Here is a 15,760-nt window from a genome sequence, read left to right as displayed (position 1 = left end):
ATCCTAAATAACATTAAAACAACTTCTTAACTAATAATTTTTAAAGGGGGGGACATCCCATTGAACGGTTTAATAGAATCCTTTTTACAAGGAGATGATGTAGCAAGTGTGGTCGATGGTATTGAAGCCGGTCTATCAGAGCAAATGGTGGCAGGTTTAACTGGTTCATCTCGTTCATTACTTCTGGCGTCAATCTATCAAAAAGCAAATCGATCACAGCTCATCGTGACACATAATTTATACCAAGCGCAAAAGCTTTATGATGACCTTTCGTCTCTAGTAAATGAAGATCATCTGTTTTTATACCCTGTTAATGAATTGATTGCTTCTGAGATTGCTGTTGCATCCCCTGAAATGCGGGGACAGCGGATTGAAGCGTTAAACCAGTGGACATCTGGAAAGCCGGGCATCGTCATTACACCGATGGCTGGCTTAAGAAGATTGTTACCACCAAAGTCGGTCTGGGAAAAGTGCCAGGTCCAAGTGAAATTAGCCGAAGATTTAGAGTTGGATGATTTACTAGGAAGATTTGTATCGATGGGGTTTGTCAGGGTTGACATGGTATCATCTCCCGGTGAATTTAGTGTACGTGGTGGAATTATTGATATATATCCTCTTACAGAAGAGCACCCGATCCGAATTGAACTTTTCGATACAGAAGTGGATTCGATCCGCTATTTTGATGTGGAAACACAACGTTCCCAAAAGCAAGTAAAACAAGTGTGGATTGGTCCGGCAAAAGAAGTTCTATTATTTGATGAGCATTATAAAGCAGGAGTAGAACGTCTCGAACATCAGCTTTCAAAGAGCCTTTCGAGAATGAAAGATGCGGCAACGAAAGAAAAGATGGCTGAAAAAGTGGGTGAAGAGATTGGCTGGCTAAAAGAAAAAACGCCTTTCGATGCCATGTACAAATATATGGCTTATTATTATCAGGAAAAAGCGACCTTGCTAGACTACCTGCCTGAGGGGAGCGCCGTTTTTGTTGATGAAATTGGGCGTGTGCAAGAAATGGCCCAAAGCTTAGAAAAAGAAGAGGCAGAATGGCAAACAACGATGTTAGCTCAAGGTGCGACTGTGTCTGATTTAGTCATTTCTAAGAGTTGGAGTGAATTAATAGAGAGTGCTGAGGTTCCTCGTGTTTATTTAAGCTTGTTTTTACGACACGTTGCTTCAACAGCTCCAAAAAACATCGTAAATTTTCAAGCTAAATCGATGCAAAACTTTCACGGTCAGCTTCATTTGTTAAAAACAGAAGTAAATCGTTGGAAAGAAGCAGAATATAAAATTTTGTTTGCGGCTGGAGACCAGGGTCGTGCAGAAAGGATGAAGCAGGTCCTCTCTGATTATGATATTGAAGCTGCGATAACTTCAGCGGATGCGGTGCCGCACCACGGACAAGCGCTAATAACTGTCGGCCACATGACAGCCGGATTTGAATTACCGTTACAGCGGCTTATTGTTGTGACAGAAGAAGAAGTGTTTACGAAAAAATCACGTCGACCTAAGCGTAGTAGGCAGAAGCTATCGAATGCAGAACGAATTAAAAGCTATTCTGAGTTAAAAGTAGGCGATTGGGTTGTCCATATTAACCACGGTATCGGCAAATATTTAGGTATCGATACACTTGATATTGGTGGCATTCATAAAGATTACTTGCACATCACCTATGCTGGTGATGACAAATTATATGTGCCCGTTGAACAAATTGATCAAGTGCAAAAATACGTAGGTTCCGAAGACAAAGAGCCTAAGCTTTATGCTTTGGGCGGAAGTGAATGGAAAAAAGTGAAACGGAAAGTCCGCTCTTCGGTTGAGGATATTGCTGATGACCTCATTAAATTATATGCAGAACGTGAAGCGAGTAAAGGGCATGCCTTTACAAAAGACGGGTCCGAGCAGCGGGAATTTGAGACATCTTTCCCGTACCAGGAGACGGATGACCAAATTACCGCTATCGAAGAAATTAAACTGGATATGGAACGAGATCGCCCGATGGATCGCCTCCTTTGCGGTGATGTTGGTTATGGAAAAACAGAAGTTGCTTTGCGAGCTGCTTTTAAAGCTATTATGGATGGAAAACAAGTTGCTTTTCTTGTGCCCACGACGATATTAGCTCAGCAGCATTATGAAACGATTCGCGAACGATTCCAGGAGTTTGCGATAAACATTGGGCTGATGAGTCGCTTTCGGTCCCGCAAAGAACAAAAAGAAACGGTCGATGTACTAAGAAAAGGTACGATGGACATTGTCGTTGGCACGCATCGCTTGCTTTCGAAAGATGTTGAATTTAAGAACCTCGGTTTACTAGTCGTTGATGAAGAGCAGAGGTTTGGTGTAACCCACAAGGAAAAAATTAAACAATTAAAAGCGAACGTTGATGTGTTAACGCTCACGGCTACACCAATTCCGCGAACCCTCCATATGTCAATGCTAGGAGTACGTGATTTGTCTGTGATTGAAACACCGCCAGAAAACCGTTTCCCAGTTCAGACTTATGTTGTGGAATTCAATGAAGCACTCACACGAGAAGCTATTGAGAGGGAACTTGCTAGAGGAGGACAAGTATTTTTCCTTTATAACCGTGTGGAAGATATCGAAACAATGGCAGATAAAATATCGATGCTCGTTCCGGATGCATCAGTCCGATTTGCCCATGGGAAAATGACCGAGACAGAGCTTGAAAATGTGATGCTCGATTTTCTTGAAGGAAATGCTGATGTTTTGGTGACGACAACGATTATTGAAACGGGCGTTGATATTCCGAATGTCAATACGCTGATTATTTATGATGCAGATAAGATGGGGCTGTCGCAACTTTATCAATTGCGAGGACGCGTAGGTCGTTCAAACCGAGTCGCGTATGCGTATTTCACTCATCAACGGGATAAGGTGTTAACAGAAGTCGCTGAAAAACGTCTACAATCGATTAAAGAATTTACCGAGCTCGGTTCTGGATTTAAAATCGCGATGCGCGACTTATCGATTCGAGGAGCAGGGAACTTATTAGGTGCTGAACAGCATGGGTTTATTGCCTCTGTTGGTTTTGATCTCTATTCACAAATGCTCAAAGAAGCAATTGATGAGCGTAAAGTTCAGTTCCAAGAAAACAAGCCTCCGAAAAAAGATACACATGAAATGGAATTCGATATTAAAGTTGATGCGTATATTCCTGAATCGTACATACCCGACTCGAAACAAAAGATCGATATGTATAAACGATTTAAAGCGCTCAAAACTCAACGCGATATTCTCGATTTACAAAATGAGATGATTGATCGCTTCGGTGACTTTCCTGAGGAAGTGAAATATTTATTCCAAGTGGCCAAAATTAAAGCCTACTCACAACAAGAGGGCGTACACTCTATTGTAGAAAAAAACAACGAATGCAAGTTGTTGTTAACAGAAGAGGCCACAACAACGATCGATGGATCCAAGCTGTTTTCTCTTGTGAATCAGATTTCACGGAAGATGAATTTATCGATGACAGGCAATTCCATTACAATCCATGTGAAAAGAAAGAACTTAAAAGACGGTCAGTATTTAACGATATTAGAAAATACGCTCTCTGATTTTGATGAGGTAAGAAAAGAAAAAGTAGGATAATCCATTGATAACAGGCCTCTCTAGGGGGGCCTGTTTTTACTGATGAGAAAATTAAAATGATCTAACTCTTAGGAAAGTGACAATTTTATTCTTCAATTGGTGAATAGTTCTACTTTTTAGATGGATAATAAGGACAAGTTTAAGCTACGAACATTGCTTACACGAAACGTACATCAACGTGATTACAACAAGGAAAGTGAGGCAACGTATGTATGAAGGCAACTGGAATTGTTCGTCGAATTGATGATTTAGGCCGGGTCGTCATCCCCAAAGAAATTCGTCGTACCTTAAGGATACGGGAAGGGGACCCATTGGAGATCTTTGTTGACCGCGACGGTGAAGTCATCTTAAAGAAATACTCTCCAATCTCTGAATTGGGGGACTTTGCAAAGGAATATGCTGAAGCTCTGTATGACAGCCTAAGTCATCCTGTATTAATTGCTGATCGAGACACCTATATTGCAGTAGCAGGAGGATCGAAAAAAGACTACGCCAATAAAAGTATTGGCGAACTAGTGGAATCTGCTATGAGTGAACGGAAAACATTGCTCGAATCTAAGTCAGGCGAGTACAACATTGCAGGAGAAGCGAAAGATGAGTTAAACGGCTACGTTATCGCACCCATTATTGCAAGTGGAGATCCGATCGGAGCTGTCGTACTCGTGGCAAAAGAAGCTGCAAAAATGGGAGATGTAGAAAAGAAGCTTGCTGAAACAGCAGCCGGGTTCTTAGCGCGACAAATGGAACAATAAATACTCATAGTGAAGTCGAGGGAGCTATGCCGCTTATTGCATAGCTCTCTTTCGTTTAACGGTAAGAGTTTATTGGTAGACAGCTATCCTCACGCCATGTTTTTAATAAAAGGCCGCTACAGTTCTAGTAGCTTGTGACCAAAGTGCTTGCGCTTTACTTGTAATGCAAGGGCTCGCTCAAAAAGAGATACTACATTGCTGGCATAAAGACTCCTCTAAGCCAGTACCCACCCAAATATGCTATAATAACCAAATAAAAGTTCGGGGGACAGTCCCCTGACAATTTTGTGAACGGATGCACCAGGAGAGGTCGAGAATGAGAGATGTAAGGAAACCAGGGAGAGCTGAAGAAATGAGAAAATCAAAAACGGGGGATTCTTTTATTAAAGGCGCCCTTTACCTCTCTTTGGCCGCGATTGTTGTTAAGTTTCTTAGTGCGGTATACAAGGTACCGTATCAAAACATTACGGGAGACGTCGGATTTTATGTGTACCAGCAGGTTTATCCGTTTTATGGGATTGCCCTTGTGCTGGCTACCTATGGATTCCCGGTTATACTGTCTAAAATGATTTCAGAGGAATATGCTGCACGAGGGCTTCATGGTGTGAAAACCCTTTTTAGAGTTTCGTTATTGACAGTGGGAGCAGTCAACCTTGTTTTAGGAGGAGTTTTATTTGTAGCGGCCCCAGTCCTGGCCAATGCGATTGGTGATGCGAACTTAACATGGCCAATCCGAGCGATGGCAACACCGTTTTTAGCTACCCCTTTTGTCTCCGTTATGCGTGGGTATTTCCAAGGAATGCAACTGATGGCACCTTCCGCCCTGTCTCAAGTAACAGAACAAGTAGTAAGAATCATTGTGATCCTAATTTTTTCAGCTTGGGCAATGAAACACTACGGGCCTTATGCAGCGGGGTCTGCTGCTGCTTTAGGTTCCTTTGCAGGTACTATTGCAGCTCTTATCACTCTAATTATCTTTATAAAAAGAAAATCAAACCAAAGAGCATCACTTACAATAAGGGGACCTGTCCCTGCAGCGCCTATTCATTGGCCAACTCACGTAAAGACCATCCTAGCAGGTGGCTTTTTTGTCTGTTTGAGTGCCATGTCTCTGATTCTCATGCAATTGATTGATGCATTAACGATGGTTCGCTTGTTGGGATTTACAGGGCTCCCGTTGGAATGGATTGCAGTGAATAAAGGGACTTACGACCGTGGTTGGCCAGTTGTTCAGATGGGAACCGTAATTACTACGTCTTTTTCTTTAAGTCTAGTTCCATTAATTGCTCAAGCATCGTTAAATAAAAACACACAAGCTGTCCAACTATACACTAAACGTGCACTAAAGGTGGGAGCTGTGTTTGGAGGAGCTGCTGCAATTGGTCTCGTTATGATAATGCCTTCTTTAAATCCAATGCTATTTACCGATCGTCAAGGGGAATTCGCCTTACAAATCCTTAGCTTTACAGTGCTCCCTGCTTCTTTATTCCTTACAGGTGCTGCAGTCTTGCATGGATTGGGGAAAAGAAGGGCGTTATTTTTGGCTCTTATTACTGGTCTTGTAGTAAAAGTGGCAGCAAACATTTTCTTGGTTCCCCTTTTCCAGATAGAAGGTGCTGCTCTTGCTAGTGTCTTCAGTTTTACGGTGATGTCAGCATTTGTTGTCCGCGCTGTTCTTACTAAAAGCATTGTCGGAGAAAACATGGTATTAGCTACATTTAAATGGATGGCTGTTATCGCTGGAATGGGAGCAGGGGCCTTTGTTTGGCAGTATAGTGGGCTATACATGCTAGATAATATAGCGTCTCGAGCGGCTAGTGCTGGTCTTGCCATATCGTCTGCAGCGGTTGGGGGCGCATTGTTTCTTTACATCGTCATTAAAGGAAATATGCTAGAACGGGCAGAGTGGGAAAACCTGCCCAAAATCAATACACTTTTCGAACGTATGGAGCGTAAAAAAGGAGATGGAAGTCAATGACTCATACCATTACTGTTATCGGGTTAGGTGCAGGAGACTTGAATCAACTACCGCTAGGACTGTACCGTCAAATAAAACAAGCCTCCCCTTTATATGTGAGAACTGCACATCATCCTGTTTTGGTAGAGCTAAAGGAGGAAGGAGTTACGCCAGTTAGCTTTGATCACGTTTATGAACAGCACGATCAATTTATTGATGTATATGAAGCCATTACTGCAAAGCTCGTTGAAGAAGCAAAGCAAAAAGATATCGTCTATGCAGTACCAGGCCATCCTCTTGTAGCTGAGGAAACGGTTCAACGTCTGTTAAATGAAAGTGAGCGCCACGGTCTGAATGTTCACATTGGTGGCGGGCAAAGCTTCTTAGATCCAGTATTCGCTTCGCTGAAAATAGATCCAATTGACGGCTTCCAACTCGTGGACGGCACGGCATTAGAGCGGGATGATTTACAGCTTCGCCAGCACATTGTTATTTGCCAAGTGTATGATGCTTTTGTTGCTTCAGAAGTCAAGCTTACATTAATGGATATTTTGCCCGATGATTATCAAGTTACGGTTGTTACCGCTGCGGGAAGCGATCAAGAAAGCCTTTGTGAAGTCCCACTCTTTGAATTAGATCGGGTAACGCAATTGAATAACCTTACTGCCGTTTACGTACCACCTGTTAAGGACGAATACTTACGTACCCATGAGTTTTCTAAACTTCGTGATGTCATCGCCATCCTCCGAGGTCCAAATGGATGTCCGTGGGATAAAAAGCAAACCCATGAGTCGCTTAAGCCCTATTTATTAGAAGAAGCGTATGAAGTTCTTGAAGCGATTGATGAAGGAGACGTGGACCACCTTGCCGAAGAATTAGGGGACGTTCTTTTGCAAGTAATGTTGCATGCGCAAATTGGTGAAGATGAAGGGTATTTTTCCGTAAGTGATGTCATACAGTCGATTACAGAAAAAATGATCCGCCGCCATCCTCATGTATTTGCAGAAACAGAGGCGAACGATGCAGATGCAGTTGTGACTCAGTGGGAAGAAATAAAGCAAGCTGAAAAAAACGGTCAAGAAGAACCACATCGACTGCTTGATAGTATTCCAAAAGCGATGCCGAGCCTTTTACGAGCATATAAAGTTCAAAAGAAAGCAGCTAAGGTCGGCTTTGATTGGGGAGATGCAGTCCCAATGTATGAGAAGCTCCGCGAAGAAATAGCAGAATGGGAACAGGAGCTTGAAGCAGAAAACAAGGAAGCTTCAGTTGGTGAGTTCGGTGACGTTTTATTTACACTCGTTAACCTTGCCAGGTATCACGAAATTGAGCCTGAAGAAGCACTAAGGCTAACGAATGAAAAATTTATCCGCCGCTTTAGTTACATCGAAGGAGTACTTCAAAATCAAGGACTTGAGTGGAACGAACGGACATTGGATGAACTTGATGCGCTATGGGACGAGGCGAAGCAAAAAGGATTATAAAGACTTCGTGCTTTGAAAGGGGAAGAGACAATGAGAATTGATAAGTTTTTAAAAGTATCACGGCTGATTAAAAGAAGAACACTCGCAAAAGAAGTGGCTGAACAAGGTCGGATTCAGGTAAACGGTCAAACTGCAAAAGCAGGAACGAATGTTAAAGTAGGAGATGAAATGACGATCCGTTTTGGCCAAAAGAGAGTGACGGTAAAAATTGATCGGCTGGAAGAAGCGGCAAAAAAAGACGATGCAGCTACTCTCTACACGCTGATAAAAGAAGAGTCGCTTCGTGAAGAAGATCCGCTACGATAAAGGGATGACATCTTAAAAAAAGAAGGCTTGTTCTAATCCCGACTGCCCACTCATACAATTGAAGCAAAGAGTTTGAGGAGGGTAGTCCAATGAATCAATCATATGACATTATGCCAAGTGGACAAGGGCGTAATCCACGAGATCATAATATTAACATGAAAGGCAGAAAATCTCTTGAAATTACTGGGGTTAAACAAGTTGAAAGCTTTGATAATGAAGAATTTTTACTAGAAACAGAGATGGGGTATCTGTCGATTCGCGGCCAGCATTTGCAAATGAAAAACCTAGATGTGGACGAAGGGAATGTCTCCATAAAAGGAAGAGTGGACGATCTCGTTTATTTAGATCAGCATAATGGTGATAAATCTAAAGGATTCTTCGGGAAGTTATTCAAGTGACGCTTGAAATTCAATTTGAGACGATGCTGGTCATGACAGTGATGGGCATATGGTTAGGGGCAGCCATGGATACGTATCACCGATTCCTTGGCACCCCTCGTCAGTTTAGATGGACCCACCTTGTAAATGATCTGTTTTTTTGGTTTGCACAAGGGTTGCTTTTATTTTACGTTCTTTTACGAGTCAATGAAGGTGAAATGAGATTTTATGTACTCCTTGCATTGCTGCTTGGCTATGCAACGTACCGGGCTCTTTTTCAGCAGACATTTCGAAAAATACTAGAATGGATGATTCAATTTACAATATCTGTTTTTAAATTTTTCGTGAAACTTATAAAAGTCCTGGTTATTGCTCCGATAAAATGGTTCTTGCAAGTTGTACTAGCCTTATGTATGATTATATTATCCACAATTTGGAGAATTGTTTATTTTTTATTAAAAATTATTATTACACCGATTCGTTGGGGGCTAGAAAAGATCGGTGTTCGCTTTGATTTTCTTGTTCGATGGAAAAACATAATGATAAATTGGATCAACCAAATAACGGCTCAGTTCAGGCGATGTATGGATTGGTTTAAAAAGAGAAAGAGGTGAAGATGATGCACGACCATCGCAGAGTAACGTTTGAACGACTCGCTTCTCAGTATGCAGAGGAACAAGAGAAATTAAAAGAACAGAAGAAACGAAGAAGAAAAGGACTTGTCCGTCGAATGTCTGTTTTCGGTATTCTCATGTTTGCGATGTTTATTTTCACTGTCTTCACTTTACATTCTCAACATACAACGATTCAACAACAGGAGCAGCAACAAGAAGAACTGGATGAAACACTCGTTTACCTACAGCAGGAAGAGACCGACCTGAGAGAGGAAATTGAACTCCTCCAGGATTATGATTATATCGCTGAAATCGCAAGAAGAGACTTTTTTCTGACAAAGCCGGGAGAAACACTTTTTCAATTGCCGCGTTCGTCATCGGATTGACACAATTCGGAATACATCGGTATAATGTAAGTATATGAGAATGTTCAACTTTTTGAACTAGAGTTATATGAATTTTTTCAACATTTAAGGAGGAGCATTTTTTACATGTCGATTGAAGTAGGCAGCAAGCTGAAAGGAAAAGTCACTGGAATTACAAACTTTGGAGCATTCGTTGAACTCCCAGGAGGATCCACAGGCCTCGTACACATTAGTGAAGTTGCTGATAATTATGTGAAGGATATTAATGAGCATTTAACTGTCGGTGACGAAGTAGAAGTAAAAGTTTTAAATGTGGAAAGTGATGGCAAGATTGGTTTGTCTATCCGTAAGGCAAAAGACAAACCAGCCGGTCAAGGTTCAAGTCAAGGTCAAGGTCGCCCGCCAAAGCGGGGAGGCAGTGGACCTCGACAACCTCGTCAAAGAACGATGTCATTTGAAGATAAGATGAATCGATTCTTAAAAGACAGTGAAGAGCGTTTATCCACATTAAAGCGACAAACGGAATCAAAGCGTGGGGGTCGAGGAGCTAAAAAATAACTCTTGCTGCTGAATAAATATATTCAAACACTTACCTTCTAGGTAAGTGTTTTTCTTATGAGTTAAGAACGCATAAAAATCTACGTTTCGTGTTTAGCTTTAGGCGCCTTGCGGTTTTCTTGTTATTAAACTTAATTTATTTAGGGTTCCAAGTAGCTCTGTGTAGAATTACTCCTCCTTAAACATTCAAAATCCTCCACGAACGTCAGAAAAGAGTGAACGTTGGAAGATGAGTTGTTCATCCATTATTATTTGTCAGAATTTTCATTATTAAAATATTAAGTCGAATCCGTGTCTGTCTAGGCTTAAGCGTCGTTTTTTAATTCGATAGTGCTTTACTTTCAAAGGACATGTATGGAGAAAAAGAAAAATGCAGTACGAATCTCAATGAAAGTCGTCGAGAATTTTTTTTGCCTTGTTAGGTTCTTTTGACAAAATCTTTAGTACAAGCATGTTTATAATGTTACCACTATTAGGAACAGGTGGTGCTTGCATATGTTAGGACGTCTGACTTATCGTATGACTGGACAAACTTCAGTACTCCCGTTACCAGCGAAACCATTCTCCCGACTTTCTAAAAGAATAGCTGCTTGGTTTGACAAACCGGTTGTAAAAAATGCACAACGTACAGGTTGGATTATTCTAATTGGCTTTCTTCTTGGTCGAGCGGTCATTCTTATGCACCTTTTACCATTTGCTGTCCCCTTTTTAGCTGTTATCCTCCATTGGCAAAAATCTAAAGCGAAATGGGCACTTCTTTCCCTTTGGGTTGGAGCCTCAACTATTTCCATTTCATTTGCAGCTTACGCGATAGGGGCTACGGTTGGCTACCTCATTTTGCACCGGATTGTGACAGCGATCAGGCCACAAAGCAATTTGATTCCAATGACCGTTTTTATGACGGTGGCTGCAGTTCGGTTTTCTGTCCTATCCATTCAAGAAGGGGTGAGTGGATACGCGGCAATGGTGGCAGCCGTTGAAGCGGGACTTGCTTTAGTTGTAACATTGATCTTTTTTCAGAGCATCCCAATTCTTTTTGAAAGAAAAAATAAAATGTCATTACGTCATGAGGAAATTGTAAGTATTGTTATTTTCCTAGCTTCGGTTATGACGGGGACGGTCGGTTGGCTCATTTACAACCTGTCTGTCGAATTCATTATTGCACGGTACCTCGTACTTATGTTTGCTTTTGTAGGAGGAGCTGCTATCGGCTCAACTGTCGGGGTTGTAATCGGGTTGATTTTAAGTCTTGCCAATGTGGCTAACCTCTTTCATATGAGCTTACTTGCTTTTTCAGGACTTCTTGGCGGGCTTTTGAAAGAGGGGAAAAAGGTCGGAGTTTGTCTCGGGCTGCTCATTGGAACGGGGTTAATGGGGATGTACGGTGATAACCAAAGTGCTATGAGTATTTCTCTGCTTGAGAGCTCAGTGGCGATTGCGATCTTTTTAGTGACTCCTAACCGATGGATCGAGCATCTTGCTCGTTATATTCCAGGGACAGCTGAACATTCGCTTGAACAGCAGCAATACTTAAGAAAAATTCGTGATTTAACAGCAGGCAAAGTGGAACAGTTTTCAAGGTTGTTTAACACCTTATCCAATAGCTTTTCAGAAGTGGAGTCGGCAAATAAGGGTAAAGAAACAGGAAAAGATGTGGACATCTTCCTCAGCAAAGTAACAGAGAAAACGTGTCAGACATGTATGAAAAAACACCAGTGTTGGACTCGAAAGTTTTCAGAAACATACAATTTGATGGAGAGGACAATGCATGAAGTTGAACTAAACAAAGATGTTTATGATAGGAGGCTCATGGCTGATTTACATAGCCATTGTATAAAAAATGACAAAGTAATTCGTGCTGTGAAAGACGAAATTGGTCAGTTACACGCAAATAAACAATTGCGCCGGCAAATTAACGAAAGCCGACGTTTAGTGGCTGATCAACTTCGAGGGGTTTCTCGTGTGATGGAAGATTTCGCAAAAGACATCCAGCGGGAGCAAAAAACACATGAGCTTCAGGAAGATCAAATTAGTGAAGCGTTAAAACAAGCAGGAGTTCTTGTGGAACAAGTTGAGGTGTACTCTCTGGATAATGGAAGCGTTGATATTGAAATGATCATTTCACATAATGACTATAACGAAGGAGAAAAAGTGATTGCCCCGCTACTTTCTCATATTTTGAAAGAAACCGTTGTTGTTAAACATACAGAAAAAGCATCTTTAGCTGGAGGGGCAGAAAGACTTGTATTTGGGTCTGCTAAACAGTATGTACTAACGACAGGGGCTTCTCAAACTGCTAAAGGAGGAAAATGGGTGTCAGGAGACAGTTATTCCACGATGGAATTGGGGGCTGGTAAGTACGCACTCGCGATAAGTGACGGGATGGGGAATGGAAGGAGAGCTCATTTAGAGAGTAACGATACCATTGAATTATTGCAAAACATTTTAAGGTCAGGTATTGAAGAGACCGTAGCGATAAAGTCTATTAATTCTGTTTTGGCTCTTCGCTCTGAAGAAGAAATGTTTTCTACTTTAGACTTGGCGATGATTGATATGCAGGATGCTTCGGCGAAATTCTTGAAGGTCGGGTCAATTCCAAGCTTTTTAAAACGCGGGAGGCAGGTGAAGATGATCGAATCTGGCAATTTGCCTATTGGAATGATTACCGATGTTGAGGTTGATGTCGTAAATGAACAGTTAAAATCAGGGGATTTGCTGATCATGATGAGTGATGGCATTTTCGATGGACCTGTGAATATTGAAAACAAAGAAGTGTGGATGAAAAGAGTCATCAATGAGATGAAAACGAATGACCCCCAGGAGGTGGCGGATTTATTGATGGAAAGGGTCATACGTGAAGGGGGAGGAATCCACGATGATATGACAGTCCTTGTCGCAAGGGTAGACCACCATTTACCAAAATGGGCTACAATACCGGTATCCTTTGAAGAAAAAGCGTTTGTGTAAGAAATAAAAGGGGGCGTGCATATTAGAGAATAGTCGGAGGGTACGAGTGAACCCTAACAAAGGTCTCTCCCCTCGCTGATAACTAGTATAATCTCTTTCAATCTTGTAAATGATGATACTAGTTCTATCATTTTGGAGGGAAAGAGATGCGTAAAGGAACGTTGAGACAAATTTTACTGTTGACTGACGGGTGTTCGAATTCAGGTGACGACCCTATTGCAATTGCAACACTCGCAAAAGAAGAAGGGATTACGGTCAATGTTATCGGTATTCTTGAAGAAACGCAGACGAGTGATCATGGATTAAAAGAGGTAGAAGAAATTGCGATGGCTGGAGGTGGGATTAGTCAGATTGTTTATGCACGACAACTCTCGCAAACCGTGCAGATGGTAACGAGAAAAGCGATGACCCAGACGATTCAAGGGGTCGTTAATAAAGAGCTGCAGCAGATTTTAGGAGAAGAACAAGAGCTTGAAGACTTAGCACCTGCAAAGAGAGGCCAAGTGGTGGAAGTTGTCGATGACCTTGGAGAAACGATGAATCTTGAAGTGCTGATCTTAGTGGATACGAGTGCAAGTATGAAAACAAAGCTGCCAATGGTTCAGGAAGCTTTGGTTGATCTGTCCGTCAGCTTGCGTTCAAGAACGGGAGCAAACCAATTTTCTCTTTATTCCTTCCCAGGAAAACGGAAGGACCTTGACAAAAGGTTATATTGGACTCCTGACTTGGAATCGTTGTCCGGTGTGTTCAAAAAACTGTCCCCGGGAGGATTGACCCCAACCGGCCCAGCGTTACAAGAGGCCCTTCGCATTTTTTATAAGCGTATGGAGAAAAGTGAGGGCGAGCGGGATGAAAGAATCGATATCGAAGAAACAGGGATGTAAACTACACTCTGGTCAGAAGGTAGTTGGCAGATGGCAAGGAAATCGCTACCAAATTATTAAGGAGCTAGGATGGGGCGCTACAGGGACCGTTTATTTAACGAGAATGAATAATAATCTAGCTGCTTTAAAAGTTGGTCGTGATGCGATGTCGATTACGTCTGAAGTGAACGTACTTCGTCATTTCTCTAAGGTCCAAGGAAATCACCTTGGGCCTTCTCTTTTCGATGTTGATGATCTTGTTACATCGGCAGGGACCTTTCCGTTTTATGTGATGGAGTATTTGGAAGGGGAAGAGGTCATTCCGTTTTTGAAGAACCGAGGGCAGGAATGGATTGGGATTTTAGTTGTCCAATTGTTGAGTGACTTGGACCGTCTTCATCAAGAAGGGTGGGTATTCGGTGATTTGAAGCCAGAAAACCTTCTTGTTACAGGTCCTCCGGTGCGTATAAGGTGGTTTGATGTTGGAGGAACCACGAGGATGGGGCGTGCGGTTAAAGAGTATACAGAGTTTTTTGATCGAGGGTATTGGGGATTAGGAGGACGAAAGGCAGAAGCTCCTTATGATTTGTTTTCCGTATCAATGCTGATGATTAACAGTGCATATCCTTCCCGATTTGACCGTAATGAAAAAGAAAACCTCTCGTATTTAATGAGCAGAGTGTCAGCTAAACCAGCTTTGAAGCATTATGAGCAGATTATTAAGAATGGACTGTTGGGCCGATATAACGAGGCTTGGGAGATGAGGAAAGCGCTTGTTGATTTAATCGGGCAGACGTCGTTTCGAAAGCCTGCTAAGTCTCAACAATTGGTAAGAGAGAAAAAAGCAGGTCCATTGAAAGGTGAAATACCATCAAAACAGCCACAAAATCGAAAAGCATACAAAAGGAAAAAACGCGTCGAAAAAAAACGCTCATCCGGACTAGTTGAGACCTTTCTTGTAGCCTCTTTCCTTCTTTTAGCATATGTTCTATACTTATTTGTACAAATGATGTAACAAGAAAAGCGAAAGGCGCCTTGGTCATGAGCGCTGGAGCTACATTTGAAACGTAGATTTTTTCACATTCTTATCTCATAAAGAAACCTGTTTTCAAAAAGCAGTAAAAGTGAATTGGACGATAAGGGGGCAAACCATGGGGAAAGCAGACAAGGTGATGGATATATGTCTGTTGGCAGGTGAGATTATGCTCACCTATGGCGCAGAAACCTATCGTGTTGAAGAAACAATAGAGCGGATGGCAAAAGCTGCTTCCTTTATTAACGTTCATTGTTTTGCTACGACAACTGGAATATTTCTCTCCTTTGAAGAAAAGGGCAAGGAAGACTCTATGCAAATGGTCCGGGTAGATGATCGACTTCAGGATTTAAACAAGGTGACAGAGGTCAATCAAGTATCCCGGGAGTTTGTTAATGGAGACCTCACTGTAGAAGAGGCACTCGTAAAGCTTAAGGAAATTGCCAAAGCACCAGTCCCATATCCTTTATCGCTTATACATTTAAGCGCCGGAGTAGCTGGAGGTGGGTTTGCGTTTCTATTTGGTGGTGGTTGGCCGGATTTATTCCCCGCATTTTTAGCGGCTATACTCACGAGTGTCACTGTTGTTGAGTTTGAAAGGTATTTAAAAGTACGTTTTGCAGCTGAATTTGTTGCAGCTTTTCTCGGTGGCTCTTTAGCAATAGCCTTAGTATTTTTCGGGTTGGGGAGTGATGTTAACCAGGTTGTCATCGGCTCTTTAATGCCTTTAGTACCTGGAGTTCCACTTACCAATGCAGTCCGAGATCTTATGTCTGGTGACTTAGTAGCAGGCGTAAGCAGGGGAGCTGAAGCTTTGTTGACTTCTTTATCCATAGCCAGTGGTGTCGCATTTGCTATTTCATTGTTTCTTTAACGAA

At 42.0% G+C, this 15,760-nt stretch carries 13 protein-coding genes; all 13 read left to right on the top strand.

The annotated features are described in order from the left end of the window. Nucleotides 1–60: 60 nt before the first annotated feature. Complete coding sequence (gene mfd, locus CDZ94_RS20815; RefSeq protein WP_245415794.1) at nucleotides 61–3,606, top strand: transcription-repair coupling factor; 3,546 nt, start codon at nucleotides 61–63, stop codon at nucleotides 3,604–3,606. Between the two features lie 212 nt (nucleotides 3,607–3,818). Continuing rightward, complete coding sequence (gene spoVT / locus CDZ94_RS20810; RefSeq protein WP_096441134.1) at nucleotides 3,819–4,358, top strand: stage V sporulation protein T; 540 nt, start codon at nucleotides 3,819–3,821, stop codon at nucleotides 4,356–4,358. A 316-nt stretch (nucleotides 4,359–4,674) separates the two neighbouring features. Next, the gene (locus CDZ94_RS20805) at nucleotides 4,675–6,336 is read left to right on the top strand and encodes a putative polysaccharide biosynthesis protein (RefSeq protein ID WP_198520782.1); all 1,662 of its coding nucleotides are present in this window, start codon (nucleotides 4,675–4,677) and stop codon (nucleotides 6,334–6,336) included. Further along, nucleotides 6,333–7,799: a bifunctional methyltransferase/pyrophosphohydrolase YabN gene (gene yabN / locus CDZ94_RS20800; protein ID WP_096441131.1), complete on the top strand. Its 1,467-nt coding sequence runs from the start codon at nucleotides 6,333–6,335 to the stop codon at nucleotides 7,797–7,799. Before CDZ94_RS20805 ends, yabN begins: the two co-directional genes overlap by 4 nt. A 30-nt stretch (nucleotides 7,800–7,829) precedes the next feature. Continuing rightward, nucleotides 7,830–8,105, top strand: a complete 276-nt coding sequence (locus tag CDZ94_RS20795; protein ID WP_096441129.1) for an RNA-binding S4 domain-containing protein — start codon at nucleotides 7,830–7,832, stop codon at nucleotides 8,103–8,105. Nucleotides 8,106–8,215: 110 nt separating this feature from the next. Further along, nucleotides 8,216–8,503 (top strand): sporulation protein YabP, encoded by a 288-nt coding sequence (gene yabP, locus CDZ94_RS20790; RefSeq protein WP_096441182.1) that lies wholly within the window; start codon nucleotides 8,216–8,218, stop codon nucleotides 8,501–8,503. After that, a complete protein-coding gene (gene yabQ, locus CDZ94_RS20785; RefSeq protein WP_096441127.1) occupies nucleotides 8,500–9,096 on the top strand; it encodes a spore cortex biosynthesis protein YabQ in 597 nt (198 codons plus the stop codon). Before yabP ends, yabQ begins: the two co-directional genes overlap by 4 nt. Before the next feature lie 2 nt (nucleotides 9,097–9,098). Next, the gene (locus tag CDZ94_RS20780; RefSeq protein ID WP_096441125.1) at nucleotides 9,099–9,482 is read left to right on the top strand and encodes an FtsB family cell division protein; all 384 of its coding nucleotides are present in this window, start codon (nucleotides 9,099–9,101) and stop codon (nucleotides 9,480–9,482) included. A 105-nt stretch (nucleotides 9,483–9,587) separates the two neighbouring features. Next, nucleotides 9,588–10,019: a S1 domain-containing RNA-binding protein gene (locus CDZ94_RS20775; RefSeq protein ID WP_096441123.1), complete on the top strand. Its 432-nt coding sequence runs from the start codon at nucleotides 9,588–9,590 to the stop codon at nucleotides 10,017–10,019. 495 nt (nucleotides 10,020–10,514) lie between these two features. Continuing rightward, on the top strand, nucleotides 10,515–12,986 hold the full coding sequence (gene spoIIE / locus CDZ94_RS20770) for a stage II sporulation protein E (protein WP_096441121.1): 2,472 nt from the start codon (nucleotides 10,515–10,517) through the stop codon (nucleotides 12,984–12,986). A gap of 146 nt (nucleotides 12,987–13,132) precedes the next feature. Next, a complete protein-coding gene (locus tag CDZ94_RS20765) occupies nucleotides 13,133–13,870 on the top strand; it encodes a vWA domain-containing protein (protein WP_096441119.1) in 738 nt (245 codons plus the stop codon). Then, complete coding sequence (locus CDZ94_RS20760; RefSeq protein WP_096441117.1) at nucleotides 13,836–14,864, top strand: protein kinase domain-containing protein; 1,029 nt, start codon at nucleotides 13,836–13,838, stop codon at nucleotides 14,862–14,864. Before CDZ94_RS20765 ends, CDZ94_RS20760 begins: the two co-directional genes overlap by 35 nt. Before the next feature lie 136 nt (nucleotides 14,865–15,000). Beyond that, nucleotides 15,001–15,756, top strand: a complete 756-nt coding sequence (locus CDZ94_RS20755) for a threonine/serine exporter family protein (RefSeq protein WP_096441115.1) — start codon at nucleotides 15,001–15,003, stop codon at nucleotides 15,754–15,756. Nucleotides 15,757–15,760 lie beyond the last annotated feature (4 nt).

The organism is Alteribacter populi (assembly GCF_002352765.1).
Taxonomy (GTDB): Bacteria; Bacillota; Bacilli; order Bacillales; family Salisediminibacteriaceae; genus Alteribacter; species Alteribacter populi.
Note: the sequence above shows the minus strand (reverse complement) of the source record. Positions and strands in the feature narration are given on the sequence as shown.

Coding starts and splice junctions, on each gene's coding strand:
- spoVT (WP_096441134.1), top strand. CDS start 3,819: ATGAAGGCAACTGGAATTGTTCGTCGAATTGATGATTTAGGCCGGGTC.
- CDZ94_RS20805 (WP_198520782.1), top strand. CDS start 4,675: ATGAGAGATGTAAGGAAACCAGGGAGAGCTGAAGAAATGAGAAAATCA.
- yabN (WP_096441131.1), top strand. CDS start 6,333: ATGACTCATACCATTACTGTTATCGGGTTAGGTGCAGGAGACTTGAAT.
- CDZ94_RS20795 (WP_096441129.1), top strand. CDS start 7,830: ATGAGAATTGATAAGTTTTTAAAAGTATCACGGCTGATTAAAAGAAGA.
- yabP (WP_096441182.1), top strand. CDS start 8,216: ATGCCAAGTGGACAAGGGCGTAATCCACGAGATCATAATATTAACATG.
- CDZ94_RS20780 (WP_096441125.1), top strand. CDS start 9,099: ATGATGCACGACCATCGCAGAGTAACGTTTGAACGACTCGCTTCTCAG.
- CDZ94_RS20775 (WP_096441123.1), top strand. CDS start 9,588: ATGTCGATTGAAGTAGGCAGCAAGCTGAAAGGAAAAGTCACTGGAATT.
- spoIIE (WP_096441121.1), top strand. CDS start 10,515: ATGTTAGGACGTCTGACTTATCGTATGACTGGACAAACTTCAGTACTC.
- CDZ94_RS20765 (WP_096441119.1), top strand. CDS start 13,133: ATGCGTAAAGGAACGTTGAGACAAATTTTACTGTTGACTGACGGGTGT.
- CDZ94_RS20760 (WP_096441117.1), top strand. CDS start 13,836: ATGAAAGAATCGATATCGAAGAAACAGGGATGTAAACTACACTCTGGT.
- CDZ94_RS20755 (WP_096441115.1), top strand. CDS start 15,001: ATGGGGAAAGCAGACAAGGTGATGGATATATGTCTGTTGGCAGGTGAG.